The following is a 21,724-nucleotide window of genomic DNA, read 5'->3' as shown; positions in this document are numbered from 1 at the left end:
AAAAAACAAAAAACTTAATGAAGATTGCAATTTACGGTAGAGAGTTTAACAACAGTGTACTGCCTTATGTTCAGGAAGTTTTTAATGTGCTTGACCAATATAAAACACCCGTTCTTGTTTATAAGAAATACCTGGATTTTATCAGGGACAAGGTGAAATTACCCGATCATATCGAGGTTTTTACAGCTCATACCGAACTGCAGGGGCAAACAGATGTGCTGATCAGCTTGGGGGGCGATGGTACCTTGCTGGATACATTGGCCCTGATCCGTGACTCCGGGATACCTGTAATCGGTATTAATTTTGGCAGGCTCGGCTTTCTGGCTAGTATCAATAAAGATGAAATTAAAACTGCAATTGAAGCTTTAAAGAATAAGGAATATGCGCTGGACAAAAGGACTTTGCTTAGCCTGGAGTCTAGTTACAGCTTATTTGGAGAAGAGAATTTTGCCCTGAATGACATTACTATACACAGAAGAGACAATTCTGCCATGATGATCATTCATGCTTATATGAATAACGAATTTGTGAACTCTTACTGGGCCGATGGTTTAATCATTGCAACGCCAACCGGCTCAACCGCATATTCTTTAAGTTGTGGCGGCCCTATCATTTTTCCAAGTTCCCAGAACTTTGTCATCACGCCTATCGCACCGCATAACCTGAATGTACGGCCGGTAATTATTCCCGATGATGTGTCTTTAAGGTTTGAAGTGGAGGCCAGAAGCGCCAAATTCCTGGTGTCTTGTGATTCCAGGACCGAGACAGTAGACCGCTCGGTAAAAATTACTTTAAATAAAGCAGCTTTTCATGTAAATTTAATCAGGCTTAACAATGAAAGTTATCTGACAACATTAAGAAATAAATTACTCTGGGGTATAGATACCCGGAATTATTAATATGCGTTATCTCCGGTCTTTTGCATGCCTTTTGGGCTTTTTTTTCGGAATTACTGCGAATGCACAGACCTTCGAAATTGGTTTAATGGGCGGAGGGGCCGGTTATATTGGGGACCTCAATCAGACAAAACCGCTTAAAATAAGCGGGATGTCGGCAGGTGCTTTCGCAAAACTCAACCTAGACGCCTATTGGGGTGTTGGGCTTCATTATACTTACGGGAAGATCAGGGCCAATGATGCGGTTTCCGAAAATGAGGATTTCAGGAACCGGAACATTAACTTTAAAACTGCGCTGAACGAAGTGAGTTTACAGGTAGACTTTAATTTTCTGAATTATTTTGCCGGCGGTGGGACTAAAAAATTTACACCCTATATCTTTACCGGAATAGGGGGGGTATTTTATAAACCTAAGGCCATTTATAATGATACCGAATACAATTTGAGGTATTATCAGACTGAGGGCCAGACTGAAGCTTACCGGAATTATACCATGACGATACCCTATGGTGTCGGTATTAAATTACAGTTGAAAGATAACTGGGGGCTGTTTTCTCAAATTGGTTACCGTACCGCTTATTCCGACTATCTGGACGATGTAAGCGGGGTATATCCGGCTGCGAGTGCATGGCCAAACGATGACGCTCTTGCACTCCGGCAGCAATTATCAAACCCCTCATTAGTACCAAATTATGGTGCTCCAGGTACCCAAAGGGGCGATTTTAGAAAAAGAGATACATATATGTTTGTAGGTATTGGCATATCTTATACCTTTGTGTCCCAAAAATGTTATACATTTTAAGCATATTTGCGGAAAGTAAATGGGATTTAAAGAACAAATAGACATGACACGCCTGCCTGAGCACATTGCCATTATCATGGATGGGAATGGCAGATGGGCAAAAAATCAAGGTAAATTCAGGGTTTTTGGTCACGAGAGCGGTGTACTGTCTGTAAAAGATATTGTTGAAGGCTGCGTTGAAATTGGTATTAAATACTTAACGGTATATGCTTTTTCTACAGAAAACTGGAACAGGCCTGTAGATGAAGTGAATGCATTGATGGAACTTTTGATTACCACCATCAACCAGGAAACGGAAACACTTACTAAGAATAACATCAGGCTGAATGCTATTGGCGATATCGCCTCACTACCTCAGAAGTGTATTGATGATCTGAAGAGTGCCATGGACAAGACAGCTGATAATACGCATTGTACATTAACGCTGGCCTTAAGTTATAGCGCAAAATGGGAAATTTTAGAAGCTGCAAAAAAGCTGGCCAGGCAGGTCAAAGAGGGGCAGATTAACATAGAAGATATTGATGAATCACATTTTTCAGCACAGCTGACGACGATAAATATGCCAGATCCGGAATTGATGATCAGGACCAGCGGCGAGCACAGAATCAGTAATTTTTTATTGTGGCAAATGGCTTACACCGAATTGTATTTTACTGACAAACTGTGGCCAGACTTTAGGCGTGAAGACCTTTTTGAGGCTATTGTAGACTACCAAAAACGCGAGCGCCGCTTCGGTAAAATTAGCGAACAACTGAACTAATTTTACTTTTAACACTTTTTAACATGTGTTTAAATTAACTTAGCATCGATTTTAGATTGTAAATGAAAAGAATATACCAACTTATATTACTGCTATTGATTGGCTTACCAACAATGGCACAGATCACCCGTCCTCAGACCAACCCTGCAACTCCTTCCTTAAAAGTTAAGGGACTGGATCTGGATTATTTCAATCCTAAAGAGTATATCATAGGTGGTACCACTTTAACAGGGACACAGTATCTGGATAAAGAAGTCATCATCACGCTCTCGAAGTTGATTCCGGGCGAAAGGGTAATACTTCCGGGTGAGGCTACCGCCAATGCAATCAAAAATCTTTGGGCCCAGGGACTTTTCGACGATGTCCAGTTGGATATTGTGAAAATAGTGGAAGATACCGTTTATTTTGACATTGAAGTGGTAGAGCGCCCGAGGCTGAGTTCTTTTGAATTTACAGGCGTAAGCAAATCGCAGAAGACTGATATTCTTGAAAAACTAGGGGAGAAGGCAGGTAAAGCTATCATTAATGATAACCTATACAACAGCACAACGGCTACGATTAAAAAGTTTTTATTGGAAAAAGGGTACTTCTTTACCAGTGTGGATTATAAAACCAAGCCTGATCCCAGCCAGGACAATAGTGTGATATTACAGGTAGCTGTAAATAAAGGTAGAAAGGTAAAAGTTCATGAAATCAATTTTACCGGAAATAAGGATTTCTCTTCAGCCAAATTGCGCAAGTTTTTAAAGAAAACCAAGCAGCAGGCTTTTTATAAAGTATTTGGATCGGGAAAATTCAATAAGGAAAAATACGACGAAGATAAAACCAAGCTGATCGCAAAAATGCATGACAAGGGTTATCGGGATGCGGTAATTTTAAAGGACAGCGTTTATCGGTATAGCGATAAGGCGGTAGGTATTAAAATAGATCTCTTTGAAGGGCCTAAATATTACTTCGGCGACATCAGCTGGGTAGGTAATGCCAAGTATACTACAGAATTCCTGCAAAGAGCCTTGGGGATTGAAAAAGGTGAGGTTTTTAGTGAAGAAAAACTAGAGAAAAAATTAAGGGGCAGTGCCAACGGAGACGATGTGTCGAGTATTTACCTGAACGATGGTTACCTGACCTTTAATGTAGATCCGGTTCAGACCAAGATCGCAGGAGATACCGTTCAGCTGGAAATGAGAATTTATGAAGGGCCGCAGTATACCAATAACCGGATCATTATTAAAGGAAACACCATTACTAATGACCGTGTGGTAAGACGTGAAATCCGTACCAAACCCGGGGAGAAATTTTCCAAAGACCTATTGATCCGTACTGTTCGTGAAATTGGACAACTGGGCAACTTTGATGAGTCGAAAACCAATCCTGTGCCTAAGCCAAACCCTGCGGATGGAACGGTGGATATCGAATATACAGTAGAAGAAAAACCTTCTGACCAGATCGAACTTTCTGGTGGTTTTGGCGGTGGTAACATCATCGGTACGCTGGGTTTAACTTTCAACAATTTCTCATTAAGGAACCTGTTTAATTTAAGTGCCTACAAACCTTTGCCAAAGGGCGATGGACAAAAACTGAGCTTGCGTGGCCAAACCAACGGTAAATACTATCAGTCTTACAGTTTCTCATTCTCTGAGCCATGGTTGGGGGGTAAAAAACCAATTAGCTTTGGAATAAGCGCATTTACTTCTCTGCAATCTAATGGTGGAAGAAGCTATTACGGTACAATCAATGAAACTGATAGCCGCTATTCAAAAATCCGCCTAAATGGTGTGACCGTGAGTTTGGGAAGAAGATTAAATTTTCCGGATAATTACTTCCAGTTAACCCACGCAATCAATGCACAGCAATATATACTGAACAATTACGGTGGGTTTTTATTCAGTACCGGTACTTCGTACAACTTTAACTTAACACAGGAACTGAGCCGGGATTCAAGGGACTCCCCGATCTTCCCTACAGGTGGTTCTTACTTTAAGTTCACGATACAGGCAACACCGCCATATTCGTTGCTGAATAATGTAAACTATGCTACCGCATCAGATAAGCAGCGCTATAAGTTTACAGAGTACCATAAATGGAAGTTTGAATCGCAATGGTTCCAGAAGGTTGCAGGCAAGTTTGTATTTAAGGCACAGGCGCAGTTTGGTTTCCTGGGTTCGTATAACTCAGCAGTTGGCCAATCGGCTTTCGAAAGATTTAAACTGGGTGGTGATGGTATGCAGGGATTTGATTTCCTTCAGGGGTCTGAATTGATCGCCATGCGTGGATATGCCAATAACTCTGTAATCCCGGTAGGTTCAAGAGCTGAGATTGCACAGCAATCCGGTAGCCCTATCTTTACCAAATATGTAATGGAATTGAGGTACCCGGTAATTGCAAGTCAGCAGGCAACGGCATTTTTAACAGCATTTGCAGAGGGAGGTAATACCTGGAATAAGTTTGCTGATTTTAATCCGTTTAATGTAAGGCGCTCAGCAGGTTTTGGCGCAAAAATATTTTTACCGATATTTGGATTGTTAGGAATAGATTGGGGTTATGGATTTGATAAAATTCCAGGTTCACCAGATGCCAACAAAGGGCAGTTCCACTTTAGTATAGCCCAACAGCTTGGCGGGTTTAATTAATAGCGTATAAACGAACTAAGATAAGCCTGTTAAGTAATTCTTAATAAGCTTGTCTTAGTTTTTTGAACTTATAGAGCATAGCATCATAACATTAAAAAAATAAAGAAACCGATGAAAAAATATATTTTAATTTGCATCTTGCTGTTTATAGGCAGCGGGGCATTTGCACAGAAATTTGCATATGTGGATACAGAATATATCCTGAAACATTTACCTGATTACAAATCGTCCTTAAATCAGCTGAATGTTTTGTCGCAGCAATGGCAAAAACAAGTAGATAACAACTTTACTGAAATTGATAAAATGTATAAAGCCTATCAGGCAGATCAGGTGTTGCTGACTGAAGATATGCGTAAAAGGAGGGAAAACGATATTATAGAAAAGGAGAAACAGGCAAAAGAATTTCAGCGTAAAATTTTTGGTCCGGAAGGAGAGTTGTTCCAGGCGCGTACCAAATTGCTTAGCCCTATTCAAAACAGCGTAACAAAAGCTGTTGCCGAAGTGGCTAAAACAAAACTGCTTGATTTTATTTTCGATAAAAGCAGTGAAGCTACCATGATGATCTATGCAAGCAGCGGTTATGATGTGAGTGATGAGGTTATTAAAAGATTAGGCTACAAGCCACAGTCAGCGATTAAATAAATATATTAACATAAATTAGAAACAATTATTAAAAAAAATAGAATGAGAAAGTTAATTACCGCATTATTTTTAGGAGCAGGATTCTTATTTACTGCTAATATGGCTAATGCACAACAAAAACTGGCACACCTAAACTCCCAGCTGATTATTGAGGCCATGCCAGAGGTTAAAACTGCACGTACCACATTAGAGGCTTTTCAAAAGACTAAACAGGCAGATATTGAGAAAATGATAGCAGAGTATCAAGGAAAGCTGAAAGCGGCCCAGGATAAAGAAAAAACACTTAGTGAAGCAAACAAGGAAGCAGTTGGTAAAGAACTGCAGACTATGGGAGCAGAGCTTCAGGACCTTGAAAAACGCATTACTGATGCGAGAACAAAAGCACAACAGGAACTGGAGACTAAAAATCAGGAGTTATTTAACCCTATTCAGGTAAAAGCGGATGCTGCCATTAAAGCCGTTTCTAAAGAAAAAGGTTTTGCGTATGTATTTGATACTGCAAACCAGGCATTAATTTACTGGGATGGTGGTGAAGATATCACTGCTGCTGTAAAAGCTAAATTAGGTATTGCTGCAACAGCTGCCGCGCCTAAAAAATAAGAATAAAAAATATTTAAATTGCGGGACCATGCGATAGCGCTTGGTCCCCTTTTTATTATGGAGAATAAGCAATCTATAGGTATTTTTGATTCAGGCTATGGTGGCCTTACCGTATTTAAGTCGATAGCTCGAAAGTTACCGCAATACAATTACATTTATCTGGGCGATAACGCCCGTACGCCATATGGTGACCATTCTTTTGAAACCATTTATCAATATACTTTGGAATGCGTGGAATGGTTGTTTGCCCAGGGTTGTCCTTTGGTCATCCTGGCTTGTAACACAGCATCTGCAAAAGCGTTGCGTTCCATTCAGCAAAATATCCTTCCCTTTAAATATCCAGATCGGAGGGTATTGGGCGTGATCAGGCCAACAGCAGAGATAGTGGGTGGTTTTACGAAAACTAAAAGAATAGGAATAATGGGAACGCGGGGTACCGTGAATTCTGAATCTTACCTGATGGAAATCAATAAGTTTTTTCCGGAGATAACCATTTCCCAGCAAAGCTGCCCGATGTGGGTCCCGCTGATCGAGAACGATGAACACCTGAACCCAGGGGCAGATTACTTCGTTGCGAAATATGTTAACCAGTTAATGCAGAAAGACGACCAGATTGATTGTATCGTCTTGGCCTGTACGCATTATCCCTTGCTTGTCCCCAAGATAAAAAAGATACTCCCCGATGGAGTTGAGCTGCTGGCGCAAGATGATATTGTAGCCAACAGTCTCTCTTTATATCTGGAAAATCACCCTGAAATAGCATCCAGGATTGACAAAGGCAATGCAACCAGCTTTTTTACTTCGGGCGACGCTGCTGCTTTTGATGCGCATGCCTCTATCTTTTTTGGTGCAGCGGTTGTTTCGAATCACGTAAATCTTAAACCTTAATGTTAACAGAATTCAGTTTAGGTGAGGCAGATTAACTTATAATTTGATGTTCAAACGTCAATTATAATCTAAAAATAAACTTTCTATTTCTTTCTAGGTTCTGATTATTATTAACGGTAAATTTGCGGCTCAAAACAATACACACGAATGAGTGACTCGATAAAACACGAATGCGGAATTGCCTTTATCCGCCTTTTAAAACCGCTCTCATACTACCAGGAAAAATACGGGACTGCACTTTACGGGTTAAACAAGCTTTACCTTTTAATGGAAAAGCAACACAACCGTGGACAGGACGGTGCCGGTATTGCCACGATTAAATTAGATGTTAAGCCTGGTAACCGTTACATCAGCAGGTACCGTTCCATGGCACAAAATGCAGTGGCCGATATCTTTGGTTATGTACAAAACAAATTTGTAGATATCCAGAATGAGACACCTGAACTGATGCAGGATGCAGAGTGGTTAAAGCAGAATGTAAGTTTTATCGGTGAAGTTTTGTTGGGCCATTTAAGGTATGGCACACATGGTAAGAATAGTATAGAGAATTGTCACCCGTTTTTACGGCAAAACAATTGGATGACCAGGAATCTTGTAATTGCCGGTAATTTCAACATGACCAATGTGGATGAATTACTGGAGCAGTTATATGAACTTGGACAGCATCCTAAAGAAAAAGCCGATACGGTAACTGTATTGGAAAAGATCGGTCATTTCCTTGATGATGAAAACCAGGAGCTTTTTGATGCCTATAAAAAAGAAGGACTGGATAATGTGGCCATCACCCAAAAAATTTCACAGAATCTGGATATTGCTAAAATTTTAAAACGTTCAGCTAAAAACTGGGATGGTGGGTATACGATATCCGGAATTGTTGGTAATGGTGATGCTTTCATTCTCCGTGATCCTTCTGGTATCCGTCCGGCCTATTATTATGCTGATGATGAGATTGTAGTTGCAGCTTCGGAGAGACCGGCTATACAAACTGCATTTAACATTCAGTTCAAGAATGTAAAAGAAATTGAACCTGGTCATGCGCTGATCGTTAAAAAGGACGGTACGGTAAGTCAGGAAGTGTTCAGGGAACCTCAGGAAAAAAGAGCTTGTTCATTTGAACGGATCTACTTTTCAAGAGGAAGCGACGCTGAAATCTACAAAGAAAGAAAACACCTTGGAGCTTTATTGTGCAGGCAGATTTTAGATGCAGTAAGTGCGGACTTAAAGAATACTGTTTTTTCTTTTATTCCAAATACTGCTGAAGTTTCTTTTTACGGAATGGTTGATGGCTTGCATGCCCATATCAGGGAAGTACAGAAAGAAATCTTGCTACACCGGAAAGACACCTTAAGTGATGAGGAGCTTAACGAACTGCTTTCGATGCGCCCGAGAGTGGAAAAACTGGCCATTAAAGATGTTAAGCTGAGAACTTTTATTACCCAGGACGCGGATAGGAGCGATATGGTAGCACACGTTTATGATACCACTTACGGTGTTATTAAAAACCATACCGATACTCTTGTTGCTGTAGATGACTCTATCGTTAGAGGAACAACCCTTAAGCAAAGTATAATTAAGATTATTGACAGGCTGCACCCTAAGAAGATCATTATCGTTTCTTCTGCACCACAAATCCGTTACCCTGATTGTTATGGTATCGATATGTCTAAAATGGGACAGTTTGTTGCATTTGAAGCTGCTATACAATTGTTAAAAGAACGTGGAATGGATAATGTAATTGAAGAGGTTTATCAGAAATGTAAGGCTTCTTTGTTGCTACCTAAAGAAGAGATTGTAAATCATGTTAAAGACATTTACAGACCTTTCACACAGGAAGAAATTTCAGCACAGATCACCAAGATCATTACACCGGCAAACACCGTAGCAGAGGTTCAGGTGATCTACCAGACACTGGATAATCTACATGTAGCCTGCCCTAATCATAGTGGAGACTGGTATTTCTCTGGAAATTACCCCACTGCTGGAGGGAATAAAGTGGTAAACAAAGCTTTTGTGAACTGGAAAGAGGGAAATAACCAGAGAGCGTATTAATAGCGTGCCTTAATCAAAACACGCAATAAAAAAGAGCAGGGCTATTTAGCCCTGCTCTTTTTTATTGCCAGTTGGGCGCGTCAAAGGTGGTGTAGTTGAGCATGGCCTGTTCCTTCATTTCAGTTAGCGACTGTTTAACAAATTTCTGAATTATAGCGGCTGGAATCGCCAGGCTGCTGGTGCGGCTCAATCTTGCTATATTGACGCCATAAAACCTTCCGTCTATGCCATAAAGAGGGCCACCACATTCTGAAGGCTTTAATTTTCCGTCATGTATTAAGACACTGCCAAAGTCAGTACGCCGTTCGCTGCGACCATCTGTAAAACGATAGGCAATGTGTCTTTCTGCCATTCTTCTTGGCTTTAATGCAATTCTTTTGAAGAAAGGTACACCTGCTCTGGACAGCTGGAGGTTAACGGTATCGTTGGGCTTATAGGCAGCCATCTCTTTACTCAGGTCTTCGGCCTTCAGGATGGGTTTGCCATTAAACGACAACACTTCATCGCCAGTTTCCAATGCAGCGGTACTTGCCGGGCTTCTGGGCTGGATATTGACAATAACTACTTTTCCGTCTTTTAGATCGGTACCAATACCAATAAACGCAGGATTCGGTCCTTTAGCTATACTGATTGGAGTGTTGCCGAGTATACTTACCAGAACTCGATTGCCTGGTTGCGGAGAAGTTAGTAATTTACCCAGGTCGGTAGCAACCACTGAATCTATTGCTATAGTTCCCAATGCAATTCCATCTTTTAATTTATGATCAACCTGCAGCAGTACCAGATCGTTAGCTTCATCTCTGCGGATTACTTTTGCAGGTGTGCTTTTTGCAACCGACAGTTCAAGGATTGGATTGTCTCCGACCATTGAACTTTTGCTCAATAAAAAACTTTTGTTTTTTAAAGCTGTTTCGGGAAGAAACCCATCGGGTTTGACCAATGTTCCCAGAATTTGTAATTCAGTACCACCTGAAGTACTCTTCAATTTGAAACTCGTTTTGTTTAAGCGTTCGTTCAGCTTTTCAGAGATAACATTAAGCTGTGTAATTTCAGGTAAATCTTTCAGTTCTCGGGCTTGCGGATCTTCGGGAACTATTGTTGCTTCCGGGCGCTCGGCATAGCTTGCCGGTTTGGTCAGCGCATTCCAGTATTTACGGTATAAATCCACAGGGATCTCAAAGTTGTCGTCTAAAGACAGGTCTATTTTGCTATGGAGCCCAATGACACGTCCTTTCATATCGAATACAGGTCCCCCGGAATCTCCAGGTTCCATCAGGCAGGTTGAGCGGATAAAACCCTCTTTGGTTTCAGTTTCTGCAATATAGCCAAGTCGGATGGTAGGTGTTTTAGCACCCACTGTACCCGGATAGGCGATGCTGACACAGGGCATATCTTTTTTTAATGAGGATGACCAGCCCATCGGGGTGTAAGGCCAGCTACCTTTATCTTTGATTTTCAGCATAGCTGCATCGTTCCTGGGGATTCTTCCCAATCCTACCGCCTTAAATTTTTTGCCATCAGGAAAGGTAATCTCATACAAGTCCCCGGGTTTAACCGCGTGTGCTGCAGAAAGGACATGACCAGTCGTATCAATTACTACCCCGCTAAAGGAACCTCCTTTGGGCCTGTTTGACACAGAATCGTAAGGGGTAATGTACACTGATGCGTCATAGGCTCGCTGCACAACCTGGCGGATATCCTTTTCCAGCTTTTTAAAGTCAAAATTCCCTGTTTGAGCAAATATCTGTAAGGTAAACAGCAGGGAAAGGAATAAAAATGATAACTTCTTCATACAAGTTTTTTATAATCACACCTTTTTTAAGGCCAAAGTTTAGTTAAAACAATTGACCATAGCATCAGGCTTAAGTTTAAACCTGCTTCGTAATATTTTGATTACCTGTAATATTTAATCAGTACTTCAACAAACAGCCGGATTGCAAACAGCAGGATCACCGCCCCGGCTATTCTGTTTAAATTCTGAATGGTTTTTTCTTTGATCCTGTACCTCAGCTTTGCAGCATAATAGGTTTTTACACAGTCTACAGATAATTGAGTGGCCATCGCAATAATGAAAAAGACAATCTTCTCTGTAATTTCGTAATGCAGGTGCACGGATACAATACCACCCACCATAATCCAGAACATAAGGGTAGAAGGAGATAAAAGGCACATGAAAAATCCCTTAATAATATAGCCCCTCTTTCTTACTTTCAGATCCTCCGATATATCGTAGCTTACTTTCACTTTTTTGATGAGGTAATAAAGGCCGATGCCGAATAAAAAAAGTCCTCCGATGATACCGATGTACTGATTGTATTTAGAATTGTAGTCTACAAACTGAGAACTGAAGATGGTTAGGCTGATGAATATGATGTCACTTAGAATTACACCTATGGCTAGAGAGAATCCAGCCTTGAATCCTTTTTCAATGCTGGTTTTAATCATTGAAAAGAACACTGGTCCTGTTAAAAAAGAAAATAAAATACCCGCACCAATCCCTTGTAATATTGCTTCAAACATTCACCTAATGTATAATATTGTGCTAATATGCAACTTTAAACATAAAATGTGTCCATTTTTTTACTCTAATTTATGTGCATCTTTGCTGGGAAATAACGCTTTTGATACGTTTAAAGTATTGGAAGTTTAAGGAACAAGCATGACAACAAAACCAAGTTTTAACGATATTTTTATGAATTTAGCAGGCGACCTTGCCGGGCGTTCACATTGTGTGCGTGCGCATGTAGGTGCCGTGCTGACTAAAGATACCAGGATCATTTCCATAGGTTACAATGGACCCCCTGCCGGAACCCACAATTGCGATGAGGATTGGCCCGAAGCTGGTTGTGCCCGCGATTCGCGCGGCAGCTGTTCGTTAGCTTTGCATGCCGAAGAGAATGCTATCCTATATGGTATAAAGAACGGCTCTAAAATTGAAGGGGCTACACTATATACCACATTATCGCCTTGCATAGCCTGCGCGCGCCTGATCTTGTCTTCCGGCATCAGAATGGTTTATTACCGCGACTCCTACGCGGAGTATAAAGGCCTGTCAAGTGATGAAGGAGTGGATTTTTTGAAGAGATTTGGTGTGGAAGTGATTAAGTATGCTTAACTTTGGCCATGCTAGAAAAAATCATTATTCTCGATTTTGGATCCCAATATACACAGTTAATTGCCCGTCGGGTACGCGAGTTAAACGTTTATTGCGAAATTCATCCATTTAACAACATTCCTGAGCTGGGTTCAGAAGTTAAAGGTATCATCCTTTCAGGCAGCCCTTATTCTGTGCGCCAGGAAGATGCGCCACAGATAGATCTTAAAAAGTTTGGTAACCTGCCTGTATTGGGCGTATGTTACGGAGCTCAGTATATCGCACAGCATTCAGGTGGCGAGGTACAGCCTTCTTCAACACGTGAATATGGCCGTGCAAATCTGAATTTTGTTGCTACAACAAACAAGCTGTTAAAAAATATAGCCCCTGGTTCCCAGGTTTGGATGTCGCATGGTGATACCATTACGAAAATACCTGCAAACTTTGAACTGATTGCAAGTACGGACAGTGTAAAGGTAGCTGCCTATCAGGTAAAAGATACGGATACCTATGGTATACAGTTTCACCCTGAAGTTACACACAGTACAGATGGCAAGCAGCTTTTGGAGAATTTCCTGGTAGATATCTGCGGATGTAAGCAGGAGTGGACCCCTTATGCTTTTGTAGAAACAACCATTGCCGACCTGAAAGCAAAATTGGGGAACGATAAAGTTGTACTTGCACTTTCGGGTGGTGTAGATTCCAGTGTTGCTGCATTGCTATTGCATAAAGCTATTGGTACAAACCTGCACTGCATTTTTGTAGATAACGGCCTGTTGAGGAAAAATGAGTACGAAGCTGTACTTGAACAATACAAACACCTGGGTTTAAACATTAAAGGTGTTGATGCCAAAGAACGTTTCCTTAGCCAGCTTGCAGGGGTTTCTGATCCGGAGCTTAAGCGTAAAGCTATAGGGCGGGTATTTATCGAAGTGTTTGATGATGAGGCTCACCAGGTACAAGATGTAAAATGGCTGGCGCAGGGTACCATTTACCCTGATATCATCGAATCTGTTTCGGTAAAAGGGCCATCAGCTACCATTAAGTCGCACCATAATGTGGGCGGCTTGCCTGATTTTATGAAATTACAAGTTGTTGAGCCTTTGAACACTTTATTTAAAGATGAAGTAAGAAGAGTTGGAACTTCTTTAGGCTTAGAGCATTTTATCATTGGCCGCCACCCTTTTCCAGGACCGGGTCTGGCTATCAGGATTCTTGGAGAAGTGACTGCAGAGAAGGTCGCCATCCTTCAGGAAGCCGACGCCATTTATATCAACAATTTAAAAGAAGCCGGTTTATACGATAAAGTATGGCAGGCTGGTGCAATTTTCCTTCCGGTTCAATCTGTAGGGGTAATGGGTGATGAACGCACTTACGAGAATGCGATTGCCCTTCGCGCCGTTGAATCTGTTGACGGGATGACTGCCGATTGGTGCCATCTGCCTTATAACGTACTCGCAAAAATTTCTAATGAAATAATTAACAAAGTAAAAGGAATTAACCGCGTTGTATATGACATTAGTTCAAAACCACCTGCGACAATTGAGTGGGAATAGATATTGGTTTCTTATTCTTGCGGCATTGTTTCTGGCTGCCTGTTCACCAAAAATAAAACCTGTCACCCAGAAGCCGGAAGTTCCTAAAGAAGTAGCGAAAACAGAAAAAACTGCTGTGAAGTTTGAGCAGGCAAGTATTTCGCTACTTGTTCCTTTCCGGTTAAATGAGATCAAACTTAAAACCGCGACTAAAGCCGATGTAGAAAAGGCTGCAATGGCCATTGACTTTTACCAGGGCTTTAAGCTTGGGATAGATTCTGCAGCAGCAACAGGACAAAATTTTAAGTTAAAAGTTTTTGATACTCAGGATAACAATACGCAGATAGCGGAGCTGATAGACAATGGTGGCTTATTGGGCAGCAACCTGATCGTAGGGCCGGTATTTCCGGATGGACTGAAATACATTACCAATTATTCCATCTCAAGAAATATTCTGGTGGTTAACCCGCTTTCAGCGGCACATCCGGATGAGTTTGGAAACCCCAACCTGATTTCAATAGTAAATAACGTTGATCTACATGCAGAAAAGATTGGGAATTACATCTCTAAAAGCTATAATCCTGCAAATACAGTCGTGGTGCTTATCAATCCAAAAAGTGCCAGTGATGAAGTGATGGCGAAACCCTTGAGGACTTACTTCGCTGTTAAAGGAAAAGCCTTCACCTTTCAGGAATACGCCTCTGTCTTTAGCCTGGAGCCTAAAATCACAAAAGGACGGAATTATGTAATTATGGTAAGCTCATCTGATCGCAAATTTGTGGTTCCTACATTGGACAAACTGATGAAAATGAAAAAGGCAGGTTTTAATGCAACGCTTTTCGGGCATCCCGACTGGATGAAGCAAAATTACAATATCGACCAGCTGCAGGCTTTCAATACCATCATTTCTTCTTCCTATAAGGTTGATTACAGCAGGCCTGAAGTGAATACATTTATCAGAAAATACAGGGCGCTCTTCAATTTTGAACCGGGCGAGTATTCGTTTAAAGGGTTCGATGTGGGCTTTTACTTCGGCAAATTACTTTCTGCGCATGGGCCTGAGTACCAGAAGTATCTGACCAAGGACAAATACAGAGGTTTACAGAATTCTTTTCGTTTTGAATATGCTGAAAGACGTGGTTATATCAATACCAGTTTAATGCTGTTGCGGTACAAAAATTTTGCTTTAAATGTGATAGAATGAAGGTAGAACACCAGCTAAGGGCATTTGATCAGATCTTTAAAAGTTATGATGGTTCACAACCACTGCACCGCTTTCTGTTCGTTTATTTTAAGCGCAACAAACAGATGGGTTCCTCAGACAGACGCTGGGCCAGCAGGTATATTTACAATTTCTTCAGATTGGGAAAGGCACTGATCAAAGCTGATTATACCCTTCGGCTTGCGATAGCCGATTTTTTATGCAGTCAAACAGGCAGTTTAGTTATAGAACGCTTTCTGCCGGCTTTAATGGAAGATGTTGAACGTTCTGTTACCGAAAAGCTGAGATTGGTTCAGCAGCATTTCACTGAGTTTGACCTGAAAGATGTTTTTAGCTTTTATGAGAATATTTCTGAAGCTATAGAACTACACGACTTTTATATTTCTTTTTTTACACAACCTGATCTGTTTCTCAGAGTAAATGCGGGGCAGATGCAGAAATTAACCGGTGTACTAAAGCAAGAGGGAATACCGGCAGAAGAATTGGGGGACAACACGCTGGCATTACCAAATGGTACTAAACTCGACAAGGCACTGGCCAATTGTAAAAATTATCAGGTGCAGGATCTTTCTTCGCAGAAAACCGGCGCATTCTTTCAGCCCCGGCCCTGGGACAAGTGGTGGGATTGCTGTGCAGCATCGGGTGGTAAATCACTGCTTTTGTTCGACCTGGAACCCAAAGTAGAGTTGCTCGTTAGCGATGTGAGGGAGAGTAGCCTGCAGAACCTGGAGGAACGTTTTCAGGAAGCGAGGTTAAAAAAATACCAAAAGAAAGTGTTGGACCTCGTTCAAAATAATGATCCGGATCTGCACCATTATGAATTTGACGGTATAATCTTCGATGCACCTTGTTCAGGATCCGGAACCTGGGGCAGAACTCCTGAAATGCTGTATTATTTTAGTGCGCATAAAATCGATTACTTTGCCAGATTGCAAAAAAGCATTGCTACAAATGTGGTTAAATACCTCAAATCAGGAAAACCATTGGTTTACATTACCTGCTCTGTATTTAAGCAGGAAAATGAGGAAGTGGTAAGCTGGTTGCAGGAAAACCTGCCGCTAAAGCTCGAACAAATGGAGGTGATAAAGGGTTATCACAATAAGGCCGACACCATGTTCGTAGCCAGGTTAACTAAGCTGTAGAATTTATAAGCCTGTATTGTTCCGGAACAGCTTAATGGCGATAGCCAGAAGTATAATTCCAAAAGCTTTCCTCAGTACATTCAGTCCCGATTTACCAAATAACTTTTCCAGGCGTTCCGTGTTCTTTAACACAAAATATACAAATATCATATTGATGATAATGCCAACAATAATATTTTGGGTGGCATACTCTGTTTTTAAAGAAAGTAGGGTTGTCATTGTTCCTGCCCCTGCAATCAATGGGAAAGCGAGGGGCACTATAGATACTGTTTCCGGCGCATCCCCCTCTTTAAATATAGTTAAGCCAAGTACCATCTCCATGGCAATAAAAAAGATCACCATGGAACCTGCAATGGCGAAAGAGGCAACATCCAGCCCGATTACTTTCAGCAACGTTTCTCCGGCAAATAAAAAGATGATCATCAATACAGCGGCCACAATGGTTGCCTTCTCCGATTGAATGTGACCAGCCTTTTTCCGGAGTTCTATTACAATAGGAATAGCACCCAGGATATCAATGATAGCAAAGAGTACCATCGTGGTCGAGAGAATTTGGCTGAAATTGAATTCCATAACATTTAGATGTTTATTTTACAAAGTACGAAAAAAACCTAAGAGTTTTACCGGCAATTTTGTGTTGTTCACCGGAGATTTTACCGCTCCTGGCACGATGTGCTTTCTACATTCACACTTACACCGCATCTTTATACTATTAATTTGATAAACGATGAATATGCTAGTCTTTAAAACCTCAGTACAAAAACGGATAGACCTGATCTCTGTAAAACCAGTTTTAAACCTGTTGTTTGGAAAAAAGAACTGGCTGTTCACATTTGAAGATAAATTGCTTAAGGTAGCTTCTACAGTGCCTTGTGCAGATATTGTAGAATTTATCCTGGCAGAAAATGGTGTGGAATGTGTAGAGCTGACTTAATAAGTATTATGGTTATTTCATAAAAAGCCCTGTAAGGAAAATTTACAGGGCTTTTTTTTATTGCAATTACTTTGCTTTTACACGCGCAGCTGTGGCTGCTTTAAATACATAAAGAATAAAATGTGCTGCTGCAAAAACCAATGAGAAGTAATACAAACCTGTATCGGCTCCATCAGTAATGTGGTGGTGGATGATGGCCACCCCGATTAAAAGGCCGGTTAAAGCAACTCCTATCCACGAAATTGTGCGGGTACTTTTCATTAAGGTAACCTGGTTATTGTCGGACAGTAAACTGTTCTTCATGCCATAGAACAGATAGACATCAAAGCCGATAATCATCCAAACCAATAGACGTACCCAGGTATCCAATGGCAGGAACACCATCATACCCAAACAAACGGCAACACCCAATATTGGGATTAAGGGAACCATAGGTACTTTAAATGCCCTTGGCAAATCGGGCATCCTTTTTCTCAGAATTACCACACCAATACATACCAGGATAAACGCGAGTAAGGTACCAATACTGGTCATCTCGCCAACTACAGTAGCTGGTACAAAGGCTGCAAACAGACTCACAAATACCATGAATAGTAAATTGCTTTTTGCAGGTGTACTATATTTTGGGTGTACGCTTGAAAATACTTTAGGGAGCAATCCATCTTTACTCATGGAGAAAAATACCCTCGACTGGCCCAGTAGCATCACCAGGATTACAGAGGCGTAACCGCCTAAAATTGCAAATATAATTGCTTTGTTTAACCATGGATAAGCTGGTGTAACCACACCAGAGGCATCTTTTGCACCCATATTGTCGATAGCTACTGCAACCGGTGCAATACCATCCTGACCTTTAAACATATCGTAGTTGGCAACCCCAGTCATAACATGCGCAAAAAGAATATACAATATAGTGCATATAAACAGGGAAACAAGGATGCCTATTGGCATATCTTTTTTAGGATTTTTAGCTTCCTGTGCTGCAGTTGAAACAGCGTCAAAACCTATGTAGGCAAAAAATACAATTCCGGCCGCCCTGATGACGCCTCCCCATCCATGCGTAAATACACTCTCGTGGCCTGGTTTATCACCAGGAATAAAATAAGGTTGATAATTTTCCGCGTTTATATATTTCCATCCCAAAAAGATGAAGATAAATACAATCACTACTTTCACGGCAACAATAAGCCCGTTTACAAAAGCTGATTCACTCGTTCCTCGGATGAGGATGAAGGACATCACGATAATGATAAAAACTGCGGGCAGGTTAAACATACCCGAAACCACGGTGCCATCCAGAAGGGTTGCGTGTTCAAAAGGTGACATGGTCACCTGCGCGGGGAGATGTATATCGTAATAGCCGAGGAACTTCACCAGGTATCTGCTCCAGCTTATGGAAACGGTTGCAGCACCCAGGGCATATTCAAGCACCAGGTCCCAGCCAATTATCCAGGCTACAAATTCGCCCATAGTAGCGTAAGAGTAGGTGTAAGCACTGCCAGCCACCGGTATCATAGACGCAAACTCAGCATAGCACAAGCCCGCGAAAGCACAACCTATGGCTGCGATAATGAATGAAATGGTGATGGCGGGACCGGCATTATTGGCGGCTGCGGATCCGGTTATGGAAAATAACCCCGCTCCAATAATAGCGCCAATACCCAGGGCTACCAGGTTTACCGGGCCAAGTGTTCTTTTTAGCGTTCCCTCACCGCTCTCAGCTGCTTCCTTGGTGAGTAAGTCAATCGACTTTCTAAAATTCATAATTTGTGGTTTAGTTTAATAAGTTAGTTTTTTATGCCGTTTAATATTTTAAAGTTTTTATGATTGTCATTTGCATATCATAATCCTGCCAAACCTAAAGAAAATATATCTAAAAATAAAAGGGATTCTTTTTAGAAATCCCTTTTATTAGTAACAATGATATTATTGGTGTGTGGTTGCGTTGCCCTTAACACTTTTAATGGCCAGCGTGGCTGCAGCCACTTTAATTGAACTGCCCGGCTTAGCCATAATTTCGACCTTTTCTTTAACCCTGGCCTGTTCTGTTGAAACCCCAACCGCGATGTATGGTGCAATGACCAGTGAAACAATAGACATCAGTTTAATCAGAATATTCATTGAAGGACCGGAGGTGTCTTTAAACGGATCTCCAACGGTATCTCCTGTTACGGAAGCCTTATGCGGTTCCGATTTTTTATAATGCATCTCGCCATTGATCTCTACACCTTTCTCAAATGATTTTTTTGCGTTGTCCCATGCACCTCCGGCGTTCGACTGGAAAATTCCCATCAATACGCCCGATACGGTAACTCCGGCCAGCAAACCACCCAATATCTCGGCTGAGCTTACGGTAGGAAATACACCTTTAAAGCCAAATCCGACAATGATCGGAACCAAAAGTGCGATGGCACCCGGCAACATCATTTCCCGGATAGAAGCTTTGGTAGAGATGGCTACACATTTTTCGTATTCAGGTTTTGCTTTGTATTCCATAATGCCGGGAATTTCGCGGAACTGACGACGAACTTCCTGAACCATATCCATTGCTGCTTTACCAACTGCTGCAATACATAGGGCCGAGAAAATGAAGGGGATCATGGCACCTACAAACAGACCGGCCAGTACCGGAGCTTTGTAAATGTCGATGGCCGATATACCGGCAACACCAACAAAGGCAGCGAATAAGGCCAGTGATGTTAATGCTGCAGAAGCGATCGCAAAGCCCTTCCCTGTAGCTGCAGTGGTGTTACCTACCGCATCCAGGTTATCTGTACGTTCACGCACTTCGGGCGGCAGTTGGCTCATTTCAGCAATCCCACCTGCATTATCGGCAATAGGCCCAAAAGCATCAATGGCCAATTGCATGGCAGTAGTGGCCATCATGCCGGCGGCCGCAATGGCTACGCCATACAAACCTGCAAAAGCATATGAGCAAATGATCCCTGCAGCAAGCACCAGGATCGGGGCAACCGTAGATTTCATCCCTACAGACAAACCACCAATAATATTGGTAGCGTGGCCTGTGCCAGACTGCTGAATAATTGAATTAACCGGACCTTTACCCATTGCGGTATAATATTCGGTAATGATACTCATCAAAGTACCTACCACTAAACCTACTATGATAGCGTAAAATACATCCAGACTGGTAAAATTAACCCCACGCAAATGTAAATGTTCAGGCAGCATGGCTGTAACCACAAAATAAGAAGCAATGGCAGTGATGACTATGGACCCCCAGTTACCTAAATTTAGGGCAGTCTGCACATTGGAGTCTTCACCTTTAATGCGCACAAACCAGGTCCCTATAATAGAGAACAGGATTCCAAGCCCGCAGATCACCATCGGTAATAATACCGGCGAAAAACCGTTCAGGTTATCAACAGCAATGCCATTTAATTTGTCAACTACAATTTCCTGTCCCAATACCATGGTTGCCAGGATGGTTGCTACATAAGAACCGAATAAATCGGCGCCCATACCTGCAACGTCACCTACATTATCACCCACGTTATCTGCTATAGTTGCAGGATTACGTACATCATCTTCTGGGATACCTGCTTCAACCTTACCAACAAGATCGGCCCCCACATCGGCGGCTTTGGTATAAATACCCCCGCCCACACGTGCAAACAGCGCAATAGACTCTGCACCCAGCGAGAAGCCGGTAAGTACTTCAATGGCTGTTTTCATTTCAACGCTATTGGCCGAAACCACATTAAACATTTGCAGAAAAACAATAAACAAACCGCCCAAACCTAATATTGCCAGGCCGGCAACGCCCAGGCCCATTACTGTACCACCAGTAAACGATACCTTTAAAGCCTGCTTTAAACTGGTTCTGGCAGCCTGTGTAGTACGGACATTTGCTTTGGTGGCGGCTTTCATGCCGATATATCCTGCAGTGGCAGAAAATACTGCACCAATGATAAATGCTACGGAAATGATCCAGCTTGAATGTAAGGCTACACCATTTACTTCGTGTATGGTACCCGAGTAGGCAAGTAAAGCTGCTGTAAATACAACAAAAATGCTCAATACCCTCCATTCGGCTTTTAGAAAGGCCATGGCCCCATCAGCAATATAGCCGGCCAGCTCCTGCATGTTCTTGTCTCCTGCGTCCTGTTTGTTTACCCATGCACTCTTGATGGCCATCACCAGGATGCCAACCAGGCCCATAGCAGGGATCACATAAATTAAATTGTTTTGTAAAAACTCCATACTTTAATTCTTCTCGTTTAGGTTGTTTAAATTGTTTGTTTGTTTGGTTTTCCGGTTGTGTTTACGTTACTCAGCAACATGTTTAGTCCAACAGGCTAAAACAAAAATAACTGAGTAAACGTAATTAACAAATTTTTAATCAATTGATTGCAATCCTTTTTTGAAAATATAAGGTATTGTGCTTTTTTGCCCATTTAATACCGCTTTTAATTTTTTAATTATTTGCATTTTACTGCACAACAATGTTTTTTAAATATATTAGCATTAGCAAGTGAGTGTTTACTAACCAGAATTAAACTGTAAACA

General features: G+C 41.6%; 18 protein-coding genes. 13 read left to right on the top strand and 5 right to left on the bottom strand.

Translation table 11 applies throughout. The features are described 5' to 3' along the window. Positions 1–17: 17 nt before the first annotated feature. From B9A91_RS22295 to B9A91_RS22260, 8 genes are all read left to right on the top strand, one after another. Entirely contained in the window at positions 18–899 is an 882-nt protein-coding gene (locus B9A91_RS22295) for an NAD kinase (protein ID WP_084241290.1), read from the top strand. Position 900: 1 nt separating this feature from the next. Then, positions 901–1,698, top strand: coding sequence for a type IX secretion system protein PorG (gene porG / locus B9A91_RS22290; RefSeq protein ID WP_084241289.1), 798 nt, complete (start codon positions 901–903; stop codon positions 1,696–1,698). A 19-nt stretch (positions 1,699–1,717) separates the two neighbouring features. Continuing rightward, on the top strand, positions 1,718–2,458 hold the full coding sequence (locus tag B9A91_RS22285) for an isoprenyl transferase (protein WP_084241288.1): 741 nt from the start codon (positions 1,718–1,720) through the stop codon (positions 2,456–2,458). 62 nt (positions 2,459–2,520) lie between these two features. Further along, positions 2,521–5,088 carry an outer membrane protein assembly factor BamA gene (gene bamA / locus B9A91_RS22280; RefSeq protein WP_084241287.1) on the top strand — a complete coding sequence of 856 codons (2,568 nt, stop codon included), beginning with the start codon at positions 2,521–2,523 and terminating at the stop codon, positions 5,086–5,088. Positions 5,089–5,199: 111 nt separating this feature from the next. Beyond that, positions 5,200–5,730 (top strand): OmpH/Skp family outer membrane protein, encoded by a 531-nt coding sequence (locus B9A91_RS22275; RefSeq protein ID WP_084241286.1) that lies wholly within the window; start codon positions 5,200–5,202, stop codon positions 5,728–5,730. Between the two features lie 42 nt (positions 5,731–5,772). Then, a complete protein-coding gene (locus tag B9A91_RS22270) occupies positions 5,773–6,330 on the top strand; it encodes an OmpH/Skp family outer membrane protein (protein WP_084241285.1) in 558 nt (185 codons plus the stop codon). Positions 6,331–6,387: 57 nt separating this feature from the next. Continuing rightward, a complete protein-coding gene (murI, locus tag B9A91_RS22265) occupies positions 6,388–7,218 on the top strand; it encodes a glutamate racemase (RefSeq protein ID WP_084241284.1) in 831 nt (276 codons plus the stop codon). Positions 7,219–7,365: 147 nt separating this feature from the next. Then, positions 7,366–9,267 (top strand): amidophosphoribosyltransferase, encoded by a 1,902-nt coding sequence (locus tag B9A91_RS22260; RefSeq protein ID WP_084241283.1) that lies wholly within the window; start codon positions 7,366–7,368, stop codon positions 9,265–9,267. 61 nt (positions 9,268–9,328) lie between these two features. On the opposite strand, the gene B9A91_RS22255 is transcribed toward B9A91_RS22260, so the two are convergent. After that, positions 9,329–11,059, bottom strand: a complete 1,731-nt coding sequence (locus tag B9A91_RS22255; protein WP_084241282.1) for a trypsin-like peptidase domain-containing protein — start codon at positions 11,057–11,059, stop codon at positions 9,329–9,331. A gap of 101 nt (positions 11,060–11,160) precedes the next feature. Next, the gene (locus tag B9A91_RS22250; protein WP_084241281.1) at positions 11,161–11,787 is read right to left on the bottom strand and encodes a LysE family translocator; all 627 of its coding nucleotides are present in this window, start codon (positions 11,785–11,787) and stop codon (positions 11,161–11,163) included. 139 nt (positions 11,788–11,926) lie between these two features. Between B9A91_RS22250 and B9A91_RS22245 the strand changes: the two genes are divergently transcribed. From B9A91_RS22245 to B9A91_RS22230, 4 genes are read left to right on the top strand one after another with little or no spacing between them, the layout of a single operon-like run. Further along, a complete protein-coding gene (locus tag B9A91_RS22245; RefSeq protein WP_084241280.1) occupies positions 11,927–12,382 on the top strand; it encodes a deoxycytidylate deaminase in 456 nt (151 codons plus the stop codon). Positions 12,383–12,390: 8 nt separating this feature from the next. After that, positions 12,391–13,917, top strand: coding sequence for a glutamine-hydrolyzing GMP synthase (gene guaA, locus B9A91_RS22240; RefSeq protein ID WP_084241487.1), 1,527 nt, complete (start codon positions 12,391–12,393; stop codon positions 13,915–13,917). Then, entirely contained in the window at positions 13,874–15,100 is a 1,227-nt protein-coding gene (locus B9A91_RS22235) for an ABC transporter substrate-binding protein (RefSeq protein WP_084241279.1), read from the top strand. Before guaA ends, B9A91_RS22235 begins: the two co-directional genes overlap by 44 nt. Beyond that, positions 15,097–16,260: an RsmB/NOP family class I SAM-dependent RNA methyltransferase gene (locus tag B9A91_RS22230; RefSeq protein WP_084241278.1), complete on the top strand. Its 1,164-nt coding sequence runs from the start codon at positions 15,097–15,099 to the stop codon at positions 16,258–16,260. Before B9A91_RS22235 ends, B9A91_RS22230 begins: the two co-directional genes overlap by 4 nt. A gap of 3 nt (positions 16,261–16,263) precedes the next feature. Here B9A91_RS22230 and B9A91_RS22225 read toward each other — a convergent pair whose 3' ends face one another. Beyond that, the gene (locus B9A91_RS22225) at positions 16,264–16,833 is read right to left on the bottom strand and encodes a MarC family protein (RefSeq protein ID WP_084241277.1); all 570 of its coding nucleotides are present in this window, start codon (positions 16,831–16,833) and stop codon (positions 16,264–16,266) included. Between the two features lie 160 nt (positions 16,834–16,993). Between B9A91_RS22225 and B9A91_RS22220 the strand changes: the two genes are divergently transcribed. Continuing rightward, complete coding sequence (locus tag B9A91_RS22220) at positions 16,994–17,194, top strand: hypothetical protein (protein ID WP_159451765.1); 201 nt, start codon at positions 16,994–16,996, stop codon at positions 17,192–17,194. A 66-nt stretch (positions 17,195–17,260) separates the two neighbouring features. Here the strand turns inward: B9A91_RS22220 and B9A91_RS22215 are convergent, their stop codons facing one another. Together B9A91_RS22215 and B9A91_RS22210 are read right to left on the bottom strand one after the other, a co-directional pair. Then, positions 17,261–18,958 (bottom strand): amino acid permease, encoded by a 1,698-nt coding sequence (locus B9A91_RS22215; protein ID WP_084241275.1) that lies wholly within the window; start codon positions 18,956–18,958, stop codon positions 17,261–17,263. Positions 18,959–19,120: 162 nt separating this feature from the next. After that, a complete protein-coding gene (locus B9A91_RS22210) occupies positions 19,121–21,418 on the bottom strand; it encodes a sodium-translocating pyrophosphatase (protein WP_084241274.1) in 2,298 nt (765 codons plus the stop codon). Between the last annotated feature and the right edge of the window lie 306 nt (positions 21,419–21,724).

Origin of the sequence: Pedobacter africanus (assembly GCF_900176535.1) — a bacterium.
In the GTDB taxonomy this organism is placed as follows: domain Bacteria; phylum Bacteroidota; class Bacteroidia; order Sphingobacteriales; family Sphingobacteriaceae; genus Pedobacter; species Pedobacter africanus.
This window is presented reverse-complemented; position numbering and strand designations above follow the sequence as displayed.